General features: G+C 62.0%; 15 protein-coding genes and 1 other RNA gene. 8 read left to right on the top strand and 8 right to left on the bottom strand.

Going from position 1 to position 21107, the window contains the following annotated elements:
- Positions 1–522 precede the first annotated feature (522 nt).
- Both C4K38_RS09640 and C4K38_RS09635 read left to right on the top strand, forming a co-directional pair.
- Positions 523–837: a helix-turn-helix domain-containing protein gene (locus C4K38_RS09640; protein WP_007922376.1), complete on the top strand. Its 315-nt coding sequence runs from the start codon at positions 523–525 to the stop codon at positions 835–837.
- A 142-nt stretch (positions 838–979) separates the two neighbouring features.
- Positions 980–1354: a VOC family protein gene (locus C4K38_RS09635; RefSeq protein WP_053278132.1), complete on the top strand. Its 375-nt coding sequence runs from the start codon at positions 980–982 to the stop codon at positions 1352–1354.
- On the opposite strand, the gene C4K38_RS09630 is transcribed toward C4K38_RS09635, so the two are convergent.
- On the bottom strand, positions 1288–2271 hold the full coding sequence (locus tag C4K38_RS09630) for a DMT family transporter (RefSeq protein WP_053278131.1): 984 nt from the start codon (positions 2269–2271) through the stop codon (positions 1288–1290). The genes C4K38_RS09635 and C4K38_RS09630 overlap by 67 nt on opposite strands.
- Positions 2272–2373: 102 nt before the next feature.
- Here C4K38_RS09630 and C4K38_RS09625 point away from each other — a divergent pair, with 102 nt between their 5' ends.
- Positions 2374–3240: a LysR family transcriptional regulator gene (locus C4K38_RS09625; RefSeq protein WP_053278130.1), complete on the top strand. Its 867-nt coding sequence runs from the start codon at positions 2374–2376 to the stop codon at positions 3238–3240.
- A 155-nt stretch (positions 3241–3395) separates the two neighbouring features.
- Here C4K38_RS09625 and C4K38_RS09620 read toward each other — a convergent pair whose 3' ends face one another.
- Positions 3396–4163 (bottom strand): OB-fold protein, encoded by a 768-nt coding sequence (locus C4K38_RS09620; RefSeq protein WP_170181102.1) that lies wholly within the window; start codon positions 4161–4163, stop codon positions 3396–3398.
- Positions 4151–4247, bottom strand: an RNA gene (ffs, locus tag C4K38_RS09615) — signal recognition particle sRNA small type. The genes C4K38_RS09620 and ffs overlap by 13 nt, the downstream gene beginning before the upstream one ends.
- A 671-nt stretch (positions 4248–4918) precedes the next feature.
- Between ffs and C4K38_RS09610 the strand changes: the two genes are divergently transcribed.
- Positions 4919–5305: a DUF6124 family protein gene (locus tag C4K38_RS09610; protein ID WP_053278129.1), complete on the top strand. Its 387-nt coding sequence runs from the start codon at positions 4919–4921 to the stop codon at positions 5303–5305.
- A gap of 112 nt (positions 5306–5417) precedes the next feature.
- On the opposite strand, the gene C4K38_RS09605 is transcribed toward C4K38_RS09610, so the two are convergent.
- The 5 genes from C4K38_RS09605 to C4K38_RS09585 form a co-directional block, all read right to left on the bottom strand.
- The gene (locus tag C4K38_RS09605) at positions 5418–6584 is read right to left on the bottom strand and encodes a zinc-binding metallopeptidase family protein (RefSeq protein ID WP_053278128.1); all 1167 of its coding nucleotides are present in this window, start codon (positions 6582–6584) and stop codon (positions 5418–5420) included.
- A 289-nt stretch (positions 6585–6873) separates the two neighbouring features.
- Positions 6874–9240, bottom strand: a complete 2367-nt coding sequence (ligA, locus tag C4K38_RS09600) for an NAD-dependent DNA ligase LigA (protein ID WP_025804261.1) — start codon at positions 9238–9240, stop codon at positions 6874–6876.
- A 128-nt stretch (positions 9241–9368) separates the two neighbouring features.
- On the bottom strand, positions 9369–10217 hold the full coding sequence (gene zipA / locus C4K38_RS09595) for a cell division protein ZipA (protein WP_053278127.1): 849 nt from the start codon (positions 10215–10217) through the stop codon (positions 9369–9371).
- A 261-nt stretch (positions 10218–10478) separates the two neighbouring features.
- Entirely contained in the window at positions 10479–13967 is a 3489-nt protein-coding gene (gene smc, locus C4K38_RS09590) for a chromosome segregation protein SMC (protein WP_053278126.1), read from the bottom strand.
- Between the two features lie 2 nt (positions 13968–13969).
- A complete protein-coding gene (locus tag C4K38_RS09585; protein WP_009042939.1) occupies positions 13970–14629 on the bottom strand; it encodes a GntR family transcriptional regulator in 660 nt (219 codons plus the stop codon).
- 268 nt (positions 14630–14897) lie between these two features.
- Between C4K38_RS09585 and xdhA the strand changes: the two genes are divergently transcribed.
- The 4 genes from xdhA (at position 14898) to guaD (ending at position 21031) form a co-directional block, all read left to right on the top strand.
- A complete protein-coding gene (gene xdhA / locus C4K38_RS09580) occupies positions 14898–16352 on the top strand; it encodes a xanthine dehydrogenase small subunit (RefSeq protein WP_053278125.1) in 1455 nt (484 codons plus the stop codon).
- Complete coding sequence (gene xdhB, locus C4K38_RS09575; RefSeq protein ID WP_053278124.1) at positions 16345–18744, top strand: xanthine dehydrogenase molybdopterin binding subunit; 2400 nt, start codon at positions 16345–16347, stop codon at positions 18742–18744. The genes xdhA and xdhB overlap by 8 nt, the downstream gene beginning before the upstream one ends.
- Positions 18745–18859: 115 nt before the next feature.
- Entirely contained in the window at positions 18860–19702 is an 843-nt protein-coding gene (gene xdhC, locus C4K38_RS09570; protein WP_025804267.1) for a xanthine dehydrogenase accessory protein XdhC, read from the top strand.
- Between the two features lie 24 nt (positions 19703–19726).
- Positions 19727–21031 carry a guanine deaminase gene (gene guaD / locus C4K38_RS09565; RefSeq protein WP_053278123.1) on the top strand — a complete coding sequence of 435 codons (1305 nt, stop codon included), beginning with the start codon at positions 19727–19729 and terminating at the stop codon, positions 21029–21031.
- Positions 21032–21107 lie beyond the last annotated feature (76 nt).

Raw genomic sequence — 21107 nt, 5'->3', positions numbered from 1 at the left:
TCAATATTTTCGCAATCCCAGGCAGGCTTAGGCTGCTGGTCCGAAAATATCTGCTCAACAGAGGTGACCGGCACATTCAGACGCACGTTAAAACTCCATAGACAGCATTCGACAATGCCAGCCCAAACAAGCCGGCAAGAGGCCGACTCACGGAAAATGGCGCACCGTCTCGCCCCACCTGACACAATTGCAACCGTACAGCGACCGACACCGTCATTGACCTTCGAATCGACGAAGATCAACTAAAATCAGTTAAGGATCAGCCGAATTTGGCGGGTGGGACACTGGCAATCATCAGCGAGACGTTCGCGCCTGCGCCATACCCTCGATTCTGGTGAACAAGGAAAATGCAATGAGTTCTTGTTTCATCAGTTCATCTTCTGAAACTAGATCACCAAATGCCTGTCCGAAGCGACGATTCTACGAATTGCATCACATTTTGCAAGGCAAGGTGATGAATCATGGCGTTGCCTAATGCAAAGATTTATCGTTAAGTTCTTGATTCTAAATGGGAATTGAGCGATGCAAATTTCAAGTTTGGGTCCAGCCATCAGACGTTACCGCAAGGTAGCGGGGCTTACTCAGGCTGAACTAGGCGAAAAAACCGGTTTTGACCCTAAAACCATCAGCCGCTTCGAAACCGGCACCTACACCCCCAGTGTGGAAGCCCTGTTCCTGCTGGCCGATGTATTGGGGGTGAAGCTGAAAGCCTTTTTCGCAGATCTGGGCGACGAAGACGAACAGCGGGCGTATCTGTTCGGTGTCATTCACAAAGCCACCCCGAAGGACCTGGGAAAGCTGATAGCAGCGGTAGACCTGGCCTTGTCCAAGCCTTAGAGCCGAGCAACACGAAGAGGAGGCAGCCCTATCGAAGCCGATAGCCTGCCTCCTCTTTATTTCCCCCGGATGACTCCTGACAGGAACTGACAGCCACGCCCCATAAACTGGCGTGCACAGCCCAACCTTTCCAGGAGTCCAGATGATCGCCACCAGCACTTACCTTCTGTTTTACGTCGACAGCCCCGCCACCAGCGCCAACTTTTACAGCCGCCTGCTGGACCGGCCACCGGTCGAGCTGTCGCCGACCTTCGCCCTGTTCATCCTCGATTCGGGGCTCAAGCTCGGCCTCTGGTCCAGGCAGGATGTCGAGCCGGCCACCCAGGTCGTCGGCGGTGGTGGCGAACTGGCCCTGGCCGTGGCCGATAACCAGACCGTCGACCGGCTGCACGGCCAATGGGTCGAATCCGGCGCGAGCATCGCCCAGGCCCCGACCAGCCTGGACTTCGGCTACACCTTCGTCGCCCTGGACCCGGACGAGCATCGACTCAGGGTGTTCTGCCCGGCCCTGGAGTGAACGGGAGCCACGCCGACAGCACCCCGCAGCACAGAGCGGCGCCGCGCCCAGCGCCCCTCCAGCTGCATCGCCATCACACTGCCGAGGACGATCGCCGCCCCCACGACCACCGCGCCATGCACCCGCTCATGCAGGACCAGCGCCGCCAACAGCATGGCGATCGGTGGTATCAGGTACATGGCGATGGATGCCCGGCTGACCTCGACCCGTGCCAGCACATAAGCCCACGCCAGGTAAGCCAACGCACTGGGAAACAGCCCCAGCAGCAACACCGCCAGGTTCACCCGCCACGGCGCCTGGACCACCGCGACCGCCAGCCCCGGCCAATACAGGCTCAACAGCAAGGTGCCGGCCCAGACCATGTAGCAGACGGTGGTCAACAGGTCGTAACGCCCCGAATAACGCCGCTGCAACACGAAGTACAACCCCCAGGAGAAGGCCGCCAGCAGCACCAGCAATCCCTGAGGCTTAATCGACGCCACGCCCTGGTCGCCCCAGACCACCACGACCGCCCCCAGCAACCCCAGCCCGACACAACCCCAGCGCCAGCTGCTGACTGGCTCCCTCAACCAGAAAAACGCAATCAGGGTGCTGAAGATCGGCGCGGACTGCGCCAGCACACTGGACGCCCCCGCGCTCAACCCCTGCTGGCCATAGTTGAGGCTGATGTGATGCAGGGTGATGGCAAAAAAGCCCAGCACCAGCAACCAGGGCAGATCGCGCCAGCGTGGCAGGGCGATTCTTTTCACCAGGGCGATGGCCCCCATGAACAGCGAGGCGATCAGAAAGCGCAGCAACGCCAGATGGCCAGGCTCGTAACCCTCCAGACCGATGTGGATACCCACCGGGGAATAGGCCCAACACAGAATGACCGCGGCGGTCGCCAGGACCAGTTTCAACGCAGGTGAGATGTTCAAGGGACAGACACTCAGCAGCACAAGGAAGGTCTTCAGTCTCTCGCCCACCACAACTCACCACAATTAACGGATACTGAGACCAGACCTCACTGGAAATGAGCAATGGAACTGAGCCAGCTGAAGATGGTGAAAGCGGTCGCCCGCACCGGCAGCATTGCCCGGGCGGCGGAACAACTGCATTGCGTGCCCTCCAACATCACCAACCGCCTCAAGCAACTGGAAGGCGAACTGGGCACCAATCTGTTTATCCGCGTGGGTCGCGGGCTGAAAATCAGTCCGGATGGGGAGATCTTTCTGGGTTACAGCGAGCGCATCCTGGCCCTGGTGGACGAGGCCAAACGCGCCGTCGATCGCCAGGCCGAACCCAGCGGCATCCTGCGCATCGGCGCCATCGAATCCTGTGCCGGCGGACGCCTGCCGCCGCTGCTGGCGGAATTCCACCAGCGCTTTCCCCAGGTCACCCTGGAGTTGGTAACTGGCACCTGGTCGCAACTGTTCGAAGAGCTGCAACACCACCGGATCGACGGCGCGCTGGTTGCAGTCGACACGCCCCACCCAAAACTGGAGCGCACCGCCCTCTACAGCGAGCCCCTGGTGCTGGTCGCCAGCGCCGACGCCGCACCCGTACTGAACCCACGAGACCTGCAAGACCAGACCCTGTTCATGTGGCCCGGCGGCTGCCCTTACCGCCGCGCCCTGGAGCACTGGCTGAACGCTCACGACGTGACCGCGACCATCATCGGCTACGCCAGCTGGGGCACCATCATCAACTGCGTCAGCGCCGGCGCCGGCATGACCCTGGCCCCGGAAGGCGTGCTCGACCGCTACACCCTGTCCGCGGACCTGACGCGCCACCGCTTCGCCGACCTGCAACCGATCGACATTCGTTTTGTCTGGAACAAGGAAATAGAACGCTACACCGCACGGGACGCGTTTGCGCAGTTGTTGCAGGAGCGATTGGGAAAATGAAACGAGCGACTGGGCTTTGAATACACCCTTGTAATGTTGACCTGGATAGACGTCGACTGACGTTTTTCCGTCAAATACAGAATGAGCAAAGGCCGAATGCAAAAAAGGGGTCCATTTTTAATGACCCCCCCTTCTTATGGAGCCTGTTAAATAAATCAGAGCAGCGAGCAAGAATCCGACATCGGGACTTTCGCCACATCGCCTTTACCTGTGCAAAGCAAGATAACCTTCGAACCTTTTTTGAGACTGACCAACTGCTCAGCATCAGACTTTTCAAAGGCAAATTGCGGCTCCATGAACTGATTCACACCACCGCGCAACGTTACATAAGGCTGCCCCATGAAGTTGGTGTTGATATCTGCAACAGTGCCCGACACCTTGAACTTCTTACCCTTGAACTGCTGGTCAGCCGCGACCGTGTTTGCATCATAAGCCGAGGCAATAGCAGAGGCAGTTACGACAGGCATCGCCGCCAATTCAGCGACTACCTTAGCCTTTTCAGCAGCAGCCTGCTCTACACGATGCTGCTCAAGCGCCGCAGCTTCGGCTTGCTTTTGCTCAGGAGACTTCATTGCGTTGGAAACCATCCCGATAACCACCAGGCAACCAAAGATGATGCCTACCCACTTAAATAATTTCTTCACGCCCTTCTCCCTACCCTTTTGAATAACTTCCGTAACAACATCCATGCCATGACACAAATTGCGTATCAAAGCGGCGAGGATTCTCCCCAATAGCAGGAAGGGAAGCAAGGCAAAGGGCCATGAAAGGCTTAACAGGTAATGAAGGAGTAAAAATATCAGAACGGAGAGTAAACGCAGATCATCAATATCGTGCGTTGCTACAAAAGAACGAAAGAGGGATATAAACAGAGGGGCGACTACAAATCGCTTGGGCGTTATGGAGGCAACCCCACCAGCCACACCCCGGCACACAATGTCACCGCTGCGGCTGCTCCCTTCCAGGCCTGACCGGGTTCACGGCTGATCGTTGCGAGGGGACCAATGGGGTCACCATAACGACGCTCACCTGACGGCGAGCCGCGCCATTGTACCTATCTGCGGCGAAGTTACAACCGCTCCGTAAAGATTAAAAAATCTGAACAGCTTCAAGTACTTGGATCATTACCCCTCTCCCCCGCCCAGTCGCCGATTCCTGTAGCCGCTGCCGCAGGCTGTGCTCGGTCGCGTAGCGGCCGCAATCGCGGGTGACACCGTGTTTCGGTGGCGCGCAATCAAATGGCTGGCGACTGCTTCGCAGTCGATCGCAGCCTGCGGCAGCGGCTACAGGGGACCACGCATGAGCTGAATGGCAGTTTTGCGGCGAGCCGGCAGTCGATTTTTCGCTTTGTTTTGTAAGGGGTTTCCTAGAAACTCTGGAACGCCTTTGGGCCGGTTGTACCCCTGAATTTGATCGGGCAGTCTGCGTGGGTCGTTGCAGTTTCAACGACCCGGATGTGGAAGTCTGGAAAAGTCATTGGTACAGCGCTCAACAGCGACTGCTGACGTTTTGCGTCCGCAGGTCCGTGTTATGGCGACCATGCGTGGGGCACCTTCGGGTGCGCCGGGTTTTGGGTACCAAGGACTCCCCGGTCTTCCACACCCACGCATGGCTGCCACCCTCTCGTGTGGAAGCGAGATTGGCGGCTTTCATCTTTCAGAGAGTCGTAGGTACCCACATGAAAAAGCTCGTCCCCGATCCGCCACTCACTACCCCGCGCCGACTACGCGATCCTGAACTGGATGCGGCGAATATCTCCCTGCTCCTGTCGCTCAACGACCAGAAGCAACCACTGCTCACACAGCTCAAAGAAACCCGCAGCCAGCCGTTCGGCCTGCGCGACGCCCAGCAGCGCCCGCTGTTCGCGGTGCAGGCCGGGGTAAATGCCGAAGAAGCCTTGATGCATGTTTCGCTGCTGCTCAAATGCGCCGAAGAAGTCTCGGATGAAATCACCGAACAGGGCAGCGGCATCGAACGCGGGTTGATCTGGTCCATGGTGCATTCCGTGGAGATGGCTCGCGCGGCGGTTGATGCGCTGCTCGATGGCGTGCGCACAGCTCGCTGACCGCCCCTGGTAGGAGCGAAGCTTGCTCGCGATAGCATCGCCGCGGTCTTCTGCCGGACCGAGTCGCCTGCATCGCGAGCAAGCTTCGCTCCTACAGAAGCAGTTGGCGGTGTCAGGCTTGTTCGAGCACTTCGTCGGCCTTGCCGCCGGCTTGCTGGATCACCAGGTGGATGAAGTGCAGCTTGGCGATTACTGCCGGTGGCAGGATGAAGGGATAGAAGTCCGGCTGGCCCATGCTGCGTGACAATTCGTTGAGCATGCCCGCCAGTTCGATCCAGGCGTTGACGAAAGAGAGGAACGCCGGGCCGCCTGGGTGCTGTGGGTCATACAGAGTATCGAGTGGGAACGGCTGGTAGTCGAAGTCCATTTCCCGGGCACTCATGCCGAAGCCCAACGCGGTATCGACCGCGTCCATCATGTGCAGGTAATGGGCCCAGGTTTCCGCCCAGTCTTCCCAGGGGTGCATGGTGGCGTAGGCGCTGACGTAGGCCTGCGACCAATCGTTCGGCGCGCCCTGTTGATAATGCCGGTCCAGGGCCTCGGCGTAGCTCGCACGCTCGTCGCCGAACAGTGCGCGACAGGGTTCCAGCCAATGGCTGTTGGCGATCAGGCGGTCCCAGTAGTAATGCCCCACCTCATGCCGGAAGTGGCCGAGCAAGGTGCGATAGGGTTCGCGCATCTGTACCCGCACCTGCTCGCGATAGGCGTCATCGGCTTCCTTGATGTCGAGGGTGATCAGGCCGTTGGCGTGGCCGGTCATCGGCGCCTTACCCTGCCGATCGACACCGAGGAAATCGAAAGCCAGGCCAGCCGCTTCATCCTCGGTCTTGGCGATCAGCGGCAACCCCAGGCTCACCAGTTGCGCCACCAGACGGCGCTTGGCGATTTCCACCTTGCGCCAGCGTTCGGGATTTTCCGGTACGCCAAGATCGGGAATGGTCCGGTTCAGCCGGCACGCCACACACAAGGTGTCGGCGCCATAAGCCGGCAGCAGCCAGTTACAGGCCGCCGGGGTATCGAGGTTGTCGCAGCGCCGGAACAGCCCCGCCTGCGGGTCGACATCCAGCAGCCAGGTATCGACCTCCGACCCCGGCTGCAGCGACGACAGGCGACTCTGCTCAGGCTGATAACCCAAGGCCGCCGAACAGGCCAGGCACTGACTATTGCGAAAGAACAGCGACTGCCCGCAGCGACACGGCCAGACTTTGCTGTTGCGGCTGTTCTCGCGGACAAAGGGCGCGGCGATACGGGAACTGAGCTGCTCGAAAAAGCGGTACATGGCGATCTCTCCCTGGGCTTGCCAAGACTAGATCATGGGGACGGGACTATTGTTCCATCGCCTAGATGGTGATCCGCTTTTCTGTAGGAGCGAGCTTGCTCGCGAAGCGATTTCCCTGCCGCCTGCTGTGCAAGCCGGGAGATTTTTCGCGAGCAAGCTCGCTCCTACAGAGGAATGCGATTCCATGTAGCCGCTGCCGCAGGCTGCGATCGACCGCGTAGCAGGCGTTGCGCCGCCAGGCGCAGAAGGTCCTGCGGACCTTGCGCAGCCTTCGGCAGCGGCTACAGGGTTATGCCGAGATACCGTGCTGGCCGAGGAAGGCCACGAAGGCCTCTTCATCCAGCACCTTGAGGCCCAGCTCGTTGGCCTTGGCCAGCTTCGAGCCGGCGCCAGGGCCGGCCACCACACAGTGGGTCTTGGCCGAAACGGAGCCGGCGACCTTGGCGCCCAGGCTTTCCAGTTTGTCCTTGGCCACGTCGCGACTCATCAGTTCCAGGGAACCGGTGAGCACCCAGGTCTGGCCGGCCAGCGGCAGCCCTTCCACCACCTTCTTCTCGCTCTGCCAGTGCATGCCGAAGGCTTGCAACTGCGCTTCGATGGCCAGCGCCCGCTCGGCGTTTTCCGCGATATCGAAGAACTCGCGCACGGCCTTGGCCTGCTTCTCCGGCAGGGTCTGGCGCATGTCCAGCCAGTCCGCCTTGACCACACCATCGAGGGTGACGAACTTGTCCGCCAGCTTCTGCGCGGCGCCCGGCCCAACCGACGGGATGTTCAGCTTGTCGAGCATGCCGCCCAGGGTGGTGCTGGCGGCGAACTCGGCGCCGAGGTCGCCCTGATCCTGCAGCTCAAGAGCGCACTGCTGCGGATCGAGCAAGGCACCGATCACCTCTTGGTTGTGGCTGTCCTCGAAGAAGCTGTGAATCTCGTGAGCCACTTCCAGGCCGATATCCGGCAGGTAGGTCAGCACTTCCGGCAAGGCTTGCTGTACGCGCTCCAGAGAGGCCAGGGAGCGCGCCAGGACCTTGGCCGTCTCCTCGCCCACATCGGGAATGCCCAGGGCGTAGATGAAGCGCGCCAGGCCCGGCTTCTTACTGTCTTCGATGGCCTTGAGCAGCTTGTTGCTGGAGACCTCGGCGAAGCCTTCCAGGTCGATGATCTGCTCGTACTTGAGCTTGTAGAGGTCGGCCGGCGAACCGATGAGCTTTTCGTCCACCAGCTGCTCGATGGTCTTGTCGCCCAGCCCTTCGATATCCATCGCCCGACGGGAAACGAAGTGAATGATCGCCTGCTTGAGCTGAGCGCCACAGGCCAGGCGACCGACGCAGCGGTACACCGCGCCCTCGCTGATGGTTTCCTTGCCCTTGCTGCGCTTGATCAGTTGCGTGCGCTCGACATGGGAACCGCACACCGGGCAGGTCTGCGGGATATGCACCGGGCGTGCATCCTGTGGCCGGCGCTCGGCCACCACCTGCACCACTTGCGGAATTACATCGCCCGCGCGGCGGATGATCACGGTGTCGCCAATCATCAGGCCCAGGCGCGCCACTTCGTCCATGTTGTGCAAGGTCGCGTTGGAGACGGTGACACCCGCCACCTTGACCGGCTTCAGACGCGCCACTGGGGTCACCGCGCCGGTACGACCAACCTGGAATTCCACATCCAGCAGCTCGGTCAGCTCTTCCATCGCCGGGAACTTGTGGGCAATTGCCCAACGCGGCTCACGGGCCCGGAAGCCCAGTTCACGCTGCGAGGCAACGCTGTTGACCTTGAACACCACGCCGTCGATTTCATAGGGCAAGCCATTACGGCGCTCGCCGATATCGCGGTAGTAATCCAGGCATTCGTCGATGCCCTTGGCCAGTTTCAGCTCGCGACTGACGGGCATGCCCCAGTGCTTGAGCTGCTCCAGGTTGCCGATATGGGTGTCGGCAATGTCAGCGGTGACCTGGCCAATCCCGTAGCAGCAGAATTCCAGCGGACGGCTGGCGGTGATCTTCGAGTCCAGCTGGCGCAAGCTGCCAGCCGCGGCGTTACGCGGGTTGGCGAAGGTCTTGCCGCCAACCTCCAGCTGCGCGGCATTGAGCCGCTCGAAACCGGCCTTGGACATGTAGACCTCGCCGCGCACCTCCAGGGTCGCCGGCCAGCCGCTGCCGTGCAGCTTCAGCGGAATGTTGCGCACGGTGCGCACGTTGACGCTGATGTCTTCGCCGGTGGTGCCGTCGCCGCGGGTCGCGCCACGCACCAGCACACCGTCCAGATACAGCAGGCTGACCGCCAGGCCATCGAGCTTCGGCTCGCAGCTGTATTCCACCGCCGCCCCACCACCGAACAGATCGCCCACCGGCAGGTCGAGCCCCTCGGTCACCCGGCGATCGAACTCGCGCATGTCGGTTTCTTCGAAGGCGTTGCCCAGGCTGAGCATGGGGATTTCGTGGCGCACCTGGGTGAAGGCCGAGAGCGCCGCGCTGCCCACGCGCTGGGTGGGCGAATCGCTGCTGACCAGCTCCGGATGCTCGGCTTCCAGCGCCTTGAGTTCGTGGAACAGGCGATCGTATTCGGCGTCGGGAATGCTCGGCTCGTCGAGTACGTGGTAGCGGTAGTTGTGCTGATCCAGCTCAGCGCGCAGCTCAAGAATGCGGGTTTCGACGGCGGTCATGATGTTCTCTCAAAAAGCAAAAGAGCAGCCTAGGCTGCTCAATATTTGTCTGGAGGGTCTTGCGACCCTGTCGCGAGCCTGCTCCGGCAGGCCAAGGGTTATGCCGGAGCGGCTGGCTCGCGAAGCGCTCAGCGCTTCTGGGTCAGGGCGCGACGCTCGAATTCGACGATGCGCTGACGGTAGTGTTCGATGGTCTGGGCGGTCAGCACGCTGCGCTGGTCGTCCTTCAGTTCGCCGTTCAGTTCCTGGGACAGCTTGCGCGCCGCGGCCACCATCACGTCGAAAGCCTGCTTCGGATGACGCGGGCCTGGCAGGCCGAGGAAGAAGCTCACGGCCGGGGTGCTGAAGTGGTCGATGTCGTCCAGGTCGAACACGCCTGGCTTGACCGCGTTGGCCATGGAGAACAGTACTTCGCCATTGCCGGCCATGCTTTCGTGACGGTGGAAAATATCCATCTCGCCAAAACGCAGGCCGCTTTCCAGGATGTTCTGCAACAGCGCCGGGCCCTTGAAGCCGCCGGAGTCACGGCAGATCACGCTGATCACCAGCACTTCTTCGGCTTGCGGCTGGTCCTTGTCGGCGTAACCGGAAGCCTTGGTTTCATCCGGGAAGTCGTCGTCACGGCTGCTGAAGCTCGGGCCGCCGTCCAGATCCAGGTTGAGGTTCAGGTCGCCCTGCTGTGGCTCGCTGGCACGCTTGCCACGCTTGGAACCGGATTCACGCGGCTCGCGCACTGGCGCGCTCATCGACGGCAGGTCGTGCTCATCGAGTTGCGGTTCCTTATGGGTATCCAGCACGCGGGGCGGGCCCAGCAGTTCGGCACTGCTGTCGTCGTCCGGCAGGTTGGACAGGCTACGATCCAGACGGAATTTCAACTTTCCTTTGCCGCCGCGCATACGGCGCCAGCCATCAAAAAGAATACCGGCAATGACAATGATGCCGATGACGATCAGCCACTCGCGCAGACCGATTTCCATGTAATCCCGTGCCTCTATGAAAAATGCTGAAAAATAAGAGGTTTAGCAAACTGCAAACCGCTTTAAAACGTGGCGCCAACTCTATGTTCTGACTGGCGTTTTGCCCACGTATAGGAAAAATTGACATTAAACTAGCACGACCAAAGACAACTTTACACCGTCTGTCGCAACGGCTTCATTCAATATGTCGATCAGCCAGTACTCGGCACAGGTAAAAACCTCTTACTTGTCACTTACATACCGGCTTTGGTCGCCCGGATATCAGGCGTCCACCATCGCCATCGCCTCCTCGACATCCACCGCTACCAGGCGCGAACAGCCGGGCTCGTGCATCGTCACGCCCATCAATTGATCGGCCATTTCCATGGCGATCTTGTTGTGGGTGATATAGATGAACTGCACCGTCTGCGACATCTCTTTAACCAGCCTTGCGTAGCGTCCAACGTTAGCGTCATCCAGCGGGGCGTCAACTTCGTCGAGCATGCAGAACGGCGCCGGGTTCAACTTGAAGATGGCAAATACCAGCGCCAGGGCCGTCAATGCTTTCTCACCACCGGACAACAAATGAATGGTGCTGTTCTTCTTCCCTGGCGGACGCGCCATGATCGTTACCCCTGTATCGAGTAGATCTTCGCCCGTCAGTTCCAAATAAGCGCTGCCGCCACCGAAAACTTTTGGAAAGAGCGCCTGTAAACCGCCGTTAATCTGATCAAAGGTATCCTTGAAACGATTACGGGTTTCCTTGTCGATCTTGCGAATCACGTTTTCCAGGGTTTCCAGGGCTTCCACCAGATCGGCGTCCTGGGCATCCAGATAACGCTTGCGCTCGGACTGCTGCTGGTACTCATCGATGGCCGCGAGGTTGATCGCCCCCAGGCGCTGAATGCGCGCGGCAATCCGCTCGAGTTCTTCCTCGGCTTCTTTCTCGCTGGCCTGTTCGGTCAGCGTGGCGAGCACGCCCTGCAAGTCGTAGCCGTCTTCCAGCAATTGGTCCTGCAAGGTCTTGCGGCGCACGCTCAAGGCCTGCCACTCCATACGCTGCTGTTCGAGCTGGCCACGGATCAATTGCGATTGCTGCTCGGCCTGGGTCCGACGTTTTTCCGCGTCGCGCAATTCGCGGTCGGCATCTTCCATGGCGATCTGCGCGCTCTTGAGCTCGACGTCGACGGTCATGCGTTTTTCCAGCAATTCCTCGAGCTTCAGGCGCAGCTCTTCCAGCGGTGCGGCGCCCTCCTCCAGGTTCAGGCTGAGCTGTTCGCGCTTCTCCGTCAGACGCTCCGATTGCAGCTCCAGGCGTTCCAGGGCCTGACGGGTGGAGTCGTGCTGGGCCTTGAGCGAACCCAGGCGTACCGCCAACTGGTGAGCGTGATCCTTGTGCTGGCGCGCCTCCTGGCGCACCCGGTCCAGGCGCTCGCGCAAACTGTCGCGCTGGGCCAGCAGCAATTCGCGCTGCTCGGTGTCCAGGGCCATGCTGTCGAGGGCTTCCTGCAGTTGCAGACGGGCTTCGCCCACCTGCTCGTGTTCCACGGCGCGCTGCTCGCCCAGCTCCGCCACTTCTTCATCCAGGCGGGTACGGCGCAGGGCCAGTTGCTCGGCCTTGGCCTTGCCGGCGGAAAGCTTGGCTTTCAATTCACCCTGCTGACGAGCCTCGTCCTGCAGCAGGCGGCGCAGGTGTTCGCGACCGTTCTCCTGCTGCCGCTGCTGGGCACGCAGGTTCTGCAAGTGGGTTTCCAGGTCTTCCACGCTGGCTTCGCGCTCGTCGCGCTCCTGGCTCAGCTGCTCGATTTCCTGGTTGCGCGCGAGCATGCCGCTTTCCGCTTCGCTGGCACGACGCACCCGCAGAAAATGCCGGCCGACCCAGAAACCGTCGCGGCTGATCAGGCTCTCACCGGCCGCCAATTGGCCACGCAGAGCCAGGGCCTGCTCAAGGCTTTCCACCGGCTTGACCTGGCCCAGCCAGGGCGCCAGATCGACCTGGGCATCGACCTTGTCCAACAGGCTGCCGGGTATCCGCGCGCCCTCGCCCGCCAGCTGGAGCAGGCGCAGGTCGCCCTGCTCGAACCCGGCCAGGTCGAACCCGGCAAAGTCGTCGACCAGCACCGCTTGCAGGTCGGCGCCGAGCACGGTTTCCACCGCCAGCTCCCAACCCGCCTCGACCTTCAAGCCTTCGGCCAGACGCGGACGCTCGGCCAGCTGTTGCTCGCGCAGCCACTCCGCCGCGCCGGTCCCCGGATTGAGCGCCGCCTGCTGCAAGGCCTCCAGCGAAGCCAGGCGACCATTGAGACGCTGTAGTTCGCCCTGGGCCTGCTGCTGGGCCTGAGTCGCCTGATGCAGCTCCTGACGCAACTGTTCCAGGCGTTCGACCTGACCGTCTTCGCTGGCCTGCAAGTCTTCCAGGGTCGCTTCGCTGGCCGCGAGTTGTTCGTTGAGTTCGAGGATTGCCGCGTCTTCCGGATCGGCGGCCAGCAACGCACGCTCCTCCACCAGACGCCGCTGGCGCTCGCCCAGACGCTCCATGCTGCCTTCGAGCTGCTGGATACGCGACTGCTGCACCTCGGCCTGGCGCCGCGGCTCGGCGGACTTGAGGTTGAATCCGTCCCACTGCTCCTGCCAGCCGTGCATGGTGGTTTCGGCTTCTTCCAGGGCCGCGGCAGCCTCTTCGGCGGCGGCGCTGCTGACTTCCTGCTCGGGCTCGAGCATTTCCAGCTCTTCGCCGAGGGTGGCAAGCAAGGTACGGTCGTGACCCAGGTGGGATTCGGTTTCCAGGCGCGCGCGCTCGGCCTCGCGCAGGTCGTCCTGCAACTGGCGCAAACGCTGTTGGCCGTGCTGGATGCTCTGCTCGACCCGGGCGATATCGCCGCCGACCGAATAGAAGCGCCCCTGCACCAGATTGAAGCGCTCGGACAGTTCATGGTGCCCGTCACGCAAGCGCTCGATAGCAGCATCGGCATTGCGTTGCTCCGCCACCAGGGCTTCGAAGCCGACTTCCTGGTTGCCGATGATCGATTCGCGCTGCCCGACCTGCTCGTTAAGCTCCTGCCAGCGCAGTGCCGACAGCTGGGCCTTGAGCTGACGCTCCTCGGCTTTGTATTCCTGGTACTTCTCGGCAGCCTGGGCCTGGCGATGCAGGCGTTCGAGCTGGCGCTCCAGCTCTTCGCGCAGGTCGGTCAGGCGCGCCAGGTTTTCGTGAGTACGGCGGATGCGGTTTTCGGTTTCCCGGCGGCGCTCCTTGTACTTGGAAATCCCCGCCGCTTCTTCGATGAAGTTGCGCAGGTCTTCCGGCTTGGCTTCGATCAGCTTGGAGATCATGCCCTGCTCGATGATCGAGTAGCTGCGTGGCCCCAGGCCGGTACCGAGGAAGATATCGGTAATGTCGCGACGGCGGCACTTGGTGCCGTTGAGGAAATAGCTGTTCTGGCTGTCGCGGGTAACCTTGCGGCGGATGGAGATTTCCGCGTAGGCCGCGTACTCGCCGATCAGGGTGCCGTCGGAGTTGTCGAAGACCAGCTCGATGCTGGCCTGGCTTACCGGCTTGCGGCTGGTGGAGCCGTTGAAGATGACGTCGGTCATCGACTCGCCGCGCAGGTTCTTGGCCGAGCTCTCGCCCATCACCCAACGCACGGCGTCGATGATGTTCGACTTGCCGCAACCATTGGGCCCGACCACCGCCGCCATGTTACTGGGGAAGTTCACCGTGGTCGGGTCGACGAAGGATTTGAACCCCGCCAGCTTGATGCACTTGAGCCGCACGCTCAGGCAACCGTCAAGGCAGCGACTACCAGATCGCAACTGCGCCGGGCATAGGCCGTCAGCACCAGGCGGATGGTCGGCAGGTCACGGGCCAGCACGGCGGCCAGCAGTTGCTCGAACAGGTCGAGGAATTCGCTCATTTCCGCCTTGCGCTGCTCCAAGGCCAGGAAATAGGCACGGCTCATCGCCGGCTGCAGGTTCTCGACGGTTTCCTGCAGGTACGGGTTGTCGGCAAACGGATAGGCGGCGCGCATCACGTTGAAGCTGTCTTCGACGAAGCTGCGGATGTCCTGGCGCTCGTAGGCGGCGATCAGCCGTTGCTGGATCTGCAGGAATGGCGCCATGTCGGCCTGCAGTTCCCAGCCGTTGGCCACCGAGTTGCCCAGCAGGATGTACAGCTCGCTCATCAGGGTGCACAGGCTCTGCACCTTGTGCGGGGTGAGTTCGGTCACATGGGCGCCGCGACGCGGCAGGATCGCGATCAGGTGACGGCGCTCGAGGATCAGCAGGGCCTCGCGGACCGAGCCGCGGCTGACGTTGAGGGCCAGCGTGACCTTCTGTTCCTGAATCCGCTCCCCAGGCTTGAGCTCGCCGCGAATGATGCGTTCGGCGAGGTGGTGAGCGATTTGCTCGGCGAGGCTGTCCGGCGCCTTGAACGTCATGGTTTTCCTTCAAACTCTTAGATCGGTACAAGCGGCGCAGTGTAGCGCAATTGCTACCTCATCGCGGAGTGCCCAAGAGCCTGAATTTGGCACGGAATAAGCAAAAAGCACTGCGGCCCGGGAGGGTCAATACTGTTTGAAAGCGCTTGTTGATCGGCAAAAAGCAATTTCCTGACCCTTAAGTCAGAAATTCATTGACCGAAAAGTCAGACATGACTAAATTCGGCCCCAGTCGGTTAACAACAATAATGAGTCTGCGAGGCCTTCCGTGATCCAGTTTTTACTCAACCAGGAACTCCGTAGCGAGCACAGCCTGGACCCGAATCTGACGGTGCTCAATTATCTGCGCGAGCATCTGGGCAAGCCCGGCACCAAGGAAGGCTGCGCCAGTGGCGACTGTGGCGCCTGCACCGTGGTGGTCGGCGAATTGCAGACCGACGACACGGGCGCGGAGCACATCCGTTATCGCAGCCTCAACTCGTGCCTGACCTTCGTCTCGTCGCTGCACGGCAAACAGCTGATCAGCGTCGAAGACCTCAAGCACCAGGGCCAGTTGCACAGCGTGCAGAAGGCCATGGTCGAGTGCCACGGTTCGCAGTGCGGCTTCTGCACGCCGGGCTTCGTCATGTCGCTGTTCGCCATGCAGAAGAACTCCGAGCAACCCGACTCGCACAAGGCCCATGAAGCCCTGGCCGGCAACCTGTGCCGCTGCACCGGCTACCGCCCGATCCTCGCCGCCGCCGAGCAGGCCTGCTGCGGCAAACAGCCGGACCAGTTCGACGCCCGCGAAGCCGAGACCATCGCGCGCCTGAAAGCCATCGCCCCCAGCGAGACCGGTGAGCTGAACAGCGGCGACAAACGCTGCCTGGTACCACTGACCCTGTCCGACTTGGCCGACCTGTATGACGCCTATCCGCAAGCCCGACTGCTGGCCGGCGGCACCGACCTGGCGCTGGAAGTCACCCAGTTCCACCGCCCGCTGCCGGTGATGATCTACGTCGGCAACGTCGCCGAGATGAAACGCGTCGAACGCTTCGACGATCGCCTGGAAATCGGCGCCGCCACCGCCCTCTCCGATTGCTACGACGCCCTCAAGGCCGAATACCCGGACTTCGGCGAACTGCTGCAACGCTTCGCCTCGCTGCAGATCCGCAACCAGGGCACCCTGGGCGGCAACATTGGCAATGCCTCGCCCATCGGCGACTCTCCACCCTTGCTGATCGCCCTGGGCGCGCAGATCGTCCTGTGCAAGGGCAACAGCCGCCGCACCCTGGCCCTGGAAGGCTATTTCATCGACTACCGCGTCACCGCGCGCCAGGAAAGCGAGTTCATCGAGAAGATCATCGTGCCGCGGGCCAGCGCCCAGCAGCTGTTCCGCGCCTACAAGGTGTCCAAGCGCCTGGACGATGATATTTCCGCGGTCTGCGCAGCCTTCAACCTGCGCATCGAGAATGGCGTGATCGCCGACGCTCGCGTGGCCTTCGGCGGCATGGCCGCCACCCCGAAACGCGCCAAGCACTGTGAAGCCGCGCTGCTCGGCGCGCCCTGGAGCGAGGCCACCGTCGAGCGTGCCTGCGCCGCCCTGGGCGAGGACTTCACCCCGCTTTCGGACTTCCGCGCCAGCAAGGAATACCGCCTGCTCAGCGCCCAGAACCTGCTGCGCAAATACTTTATCGAACTGCAAACACCGCACATCGAGACCCGGGTGACCGCTTATGTCTAATCATCACAAAGTCGAGAAGACCCAAGCCGAACTGAGCGCCCTGTTTCAGCAGGACCTGGCCACCGGCGTCGGACGCAGCGTCAAGCACGACAGCGCCGTCAAGCACGTGTCCGGCGAAGCGGTGTACATCGATGACCGGCTGGAATTCCCCAACCAGTTGCATGTGTATGCGCGCCTCTCGGACCGGGCCCACGCGAAGATCCTCAGCATCGACACCGCGCCCTGCTACGCCTTCGACGGCGTGCGCATCGTCATCACTCACAAGGACATCCCGGGGCTGAAAGACATCGGCCCGCTGCTGCCCGGCGACCCGCTGCTGGCCATCGACGATGTGCAGTTCGTCGGTCAGCCGGTGCTGGCCGTGGCCGCCCGCGACCTGGAAACCGCGCGCAAGGCGGCCATGGCCGCGGTCATCGAATACGAGGACCTGGAGCCGGTGCTGGACGTGGTCGAAGCCCTGCGCAAGCGCCACTTCGTCCTCGACAGCCACACTCACCAGCGCGGTGACTCGGCCAAGGCCCTGGCCAGCGCCGAGCATCGTATCCAGGGCACCCTGCACATCGGCGGCCAGGAACACTTCTACCTGGAGACCCAGATCTCCTCGGTGATGCCCACCGAAGACGGCGGCATGATCGTCTACTGCTCGACCCAGAACCCCACCGAAGTGCAGAAGCTGGTGGCCGAGGTGCTGGACGTGTCGATGAACAAGATCGTAGTCGACATGCGCCGCATGGGCGGTGGTTTCGGCGGCAAGGAAACCCAGGCCGCCAGCCCGGCATGCCTGTGCGCGGTGATCGCGCACCTCACCGGCCAGCCGACCAAGATGCGCCTGCCGCGGGTCGAAGACATGCTGATGACCGGCAAACGCCACCCCTTCTATATCGAGTACGACGTCGGCTTCGACAGCACCGGGCGCCTGCATGGCATCCAGCTGGAGCTGGCCGGCAACTGCGGTTGCTCGCCGGACCTGTCGGCCTCGATCGTCGACCGGGCGATGTTCCACGCCGACAACTCGTACTACCTGGGCGACGCCACCATCAACGGCCATCGCTGCAAGACCAACACCGCGTCGAACACCGCCTACCGCGGCTTCGGTGGCCCGCAAGGCATGGTCGCCATCGAGGAAGTGATGGACGCCATCGCCCGCCATCTCGCCCTCGACCCGCTGGCCGTGCGCAAGGCCAACTACTACGGCAAGACCGAACGCAACATCACCCACTACTACCAGACCGTCGAGCACAACATGCTCGAAGAAATGACCGCCGAACTGGAAGCCAGCAGCCAGTACGCCGAGCGCCGCGAAACGATTCGCCGCTACAACGCCAACAGCCCGATCCTGAAAAAGGGCCTGGCGCTGACCCCGGTGAAATTCGGCATTTCCTTCACTGCCAGCTTCCTCAACCAGGCCGGCGCGCTGGTGCACGTCTACACCGACGGCAGCATCCACCTCAACCACGGTGGCACGGAAATGGGCCAGGGCCTGAACACCAAGGTGGCGCAGGTAGTGGCCGAGGTGTTCCAGGTGGAAATCGATCGGGTGCAGATCACCGCGACCAACACCGACAAGGTGCCCAACACCTCGCCGACCGCCGCTTCCAGCGGTGCCGACCTGAACGGCAAGGCTGCGCAGAACGCAGCGGAAATCATCAAGAAACGCCTGGTGGAGTTTGCCGCCCGGCAGTACAAGGTCAGCGAGGAAGATGTGGAATTCCACAACGGCCATGTGCGGGTCCGCGACCAGATCCTGAGTTTCGAGGAACTGATCCAGCAGGCCTATTTCGCCCAGGTCTCGCTGTCCAGCACCGGCTTCTACAAGACCCCAAAAATCTACTACGACCGTGCCCAGGCCCGTGGCCGGCCGTTCTACTACTACGCCTACGGCGCCGCCTGCGCCGAGGTGATAGTCGACACCCTGACCGGCGAGTACAAGATGCTGCGCACCGACATCCTGCATGACGTCGGCGCCTCGCTGAACCCGGCCATCGACATCGGCCAGGTGGAAGGCGGCTTTATCCAGGGCATGGGCTGGCTGACCATGGAAGAACTGGTGTGGAACGCCAAGGGCAAGCTGATGACCAACGGCCCGGCCAGCTACAAGATTCCCGCGGTGGCCGACATGCCGCTGGACCTGCGGGTCAAGCTGGTGGAAAACCGCAAGAATCCGGAAGACACGGTGTTCCACTCCAAGGCCGTGGGCGAGCCGCCGTTCATGCTCGGCATCGCCGTCTGGTGCGCGATCAAGGACGCCGTGGCCAGCCTTGGCGATTACCGGCACCAGCCAAGGATCGACGCGCCAGCCACGCCGGAGCGGGTGTTGTGGGGCTGCGAGCAGATGCGCCAGCTGAAGGTGACCAAGGCCGTCGAGGCCGAGTCTGAACTGGCGCCGCTCTAGAACGAGGTGCGCCCATCGCGGGCAAGCCTCGCTCCTACAGACCCGTGCAGATATGTGGGAGTGAGGCTTGCCCGCGATGACGGCCGAACAGACAACAGCGATGTTGAGGTGAAACATGTACAACTGGATCAGCGCCCTCGCCGACCTGCAAACCCGCGGTGAACCCTGCGTGCTGGTGACCATCATCGAAGAGCTGGGTTCGACGCCACGCAATGCCGGCTCGAAAATGGTCATCAGCGCCACCCAGAGTTTCGACACCATCGGCGGCGGCCACCTGGAATACAAGGCCATGCAGATCGCCCGCGAGATGCTCGCCAGCGGCAAGCAGGACACCCATCTGGAGCGCTTCAGCCTGGGCGCCAGCCTCGGCCAGTGCTGCGGCGGCGTGACGGTGTTGCTGTTCGAACCCATGGGCCAGGTCCAGGCGCAGATTGCGGTGTTCGGCGCCGGCCATGTCGGCCGCGCCCTGGTGCCGCTGCTGGCCAGCCTGCCGTGCAAGGTGCGCTGGATCGACTCGCGGGAACAGGAGTTCCCCGAACAGATCCCCCAGGGCGTGCGCAAGATCGTCAGCGAAGAGCCCGTCGATGAAATCGACGACCTGCCCGCCGGCAGCTACTGCATCGTCATGACCCATAATCACCAGCTCGACCTGGAGCTCACCGCCGCGATTCTCAAGCGCAACGACTTCGCCTACTTCGGCCTGATCGGCTCGAAAACCAAACGGGTGAAGTTCGAACACCGCCTGCGCGAACGCGGCTTCGACAACAGCCTGCTGCAACGCATGCGCTGCCCGATGGGGCTGGGCGAAGTCAAAGGCAAGCTGCCTGTGGAAATCGCCATCTCCATCGCCGGCGAAATCATCGCCACCTATAACGCCAATTTCGGCCAGCACAGCGTCCGCGCCGAACCCATTGCCAAACTGCTGCCGGCCTCGCGCCGCAGCCATGCCGCCCATTAAAAAGCCACGAACCGAGACTGCCTCATGCCTCTGACTCGCAAAGCCTACCGTGCCGCCATCCTGCACAGCATCGCCGACCCCGCCGAGGTCGGCATCGAAGCCTCCTACGAGTATTTCGAGGATGGCCTGCTGGTGGTCGACAACGGCCAGATCAGTGCCCTTGGCCACGCCAGCGAATTGCTCGCCAGTTTGCCCGCCGATACCGAGGTCACTCACTACCAGGATGCGCTGATCACCCCAGGCTTTATCGACACCCATATCCACCTGCCGCAGACCGGCATGGTCGGCGCCTACGGCGAGCAGTTGCTGGACTGGCTCAACACTTACACCTTCCCTTGTGAAAGCCAGTTCGCCGACCAGGCCCATGCCGAGGAAGTGGCGGAGATTTTCATCAAGGAGCTGCTGCGCAACGGCACCACCACCGCCCTGGTCTTCGGCAGCGTGCACCCGCAATCGGTGAACGCCTTTTTCGCAGCGGCCGAGAAGCTCGACCTGCGGATGATCGCCGGCAAGGTGATGATGGACCGCAACGCTCCCGACTACCTGACCGACACCGCCGAATCCAGCTACCTGGAAAGCAAGGCGCTGATCGAGCGCTGGCACGGCAAGGGTCGCCTGCACTACGCGGTGACGCCGCGTTTCGCCCCGACCAGCACCCCGGAACAACTGACCCTGGCCGGGCAACTGCTCGGTGAATACCCCGACCTGTACATGCAGACCCACATCAGCGAGAACCTGCAGGAAGTCGAATGGGTCAAGGAGCTGTTCCCGGAGCGCAAGGGCTACCTGGATGTGTACGACCACTACCAGTTGCTGGGTGAGCGCTCGGTGTTCGCCCACGGCGTGCACCTGTGCGACGACGAATGCGCGCGCCTGGCGCAGACCGGTTCGGCCGTGGCCTTCTGCCCGACCTCGAACCTGTTCCTCGGCAGCGGCCTGTTCAACCTGCCGATGGCCGAGAAGCACAAGCTGAATGTCGGCCTGGGTACCGACGTCGGCGGTGGCACCAGCTTCTCGCTGCTGCAGACCCTGAACGAAGCCTACAAGGTCATGCAGCTGCAGGGCGCGCGCCTGAGCCCGTTCAAGTCGCTGTATCTGGCCACCCTCGGCGGCGCCCGCGCACTGCGCCTGGAAGAGCGGATCGGCACCCTGCAGCCGGGCACCGACGCCGACTTCCTGGTGCTCGACTACAACGCCACGCCGCTGCTGAGCTATCGCCTGAAACAGTCCAAGAGCATCGCCGAGACGCTGTTCGTCCTGATGACCCTGGGCGACGACCGCACCGTGGCGCAGACCTATGCCGCGGGCAATCTGGTGCACCAGCGCTAAGTTTTCCCAGGCATAAAAAATCCCCCGTGATCCTTGGATTCCGGGGGATTTTTTGTGCCCTTCAGGCCGTCATCGC

Origin of the sequence: Pseudomonas chlororaphis subsp. piscium, from assembly GCF_003850345.1 — a bacterium.
Lineage (GTDB): Bacteria > Pseudomonadota > Gammaproteobacteria > Pseudomonadales > Pseudomonadaceae > Aquipseudomonas > Aquipseudomonas piscium.
Note: the sequence above shows the minus strand (reverse complement) of the source record. Positions and strands in the feature narration are given on the sequence as shown.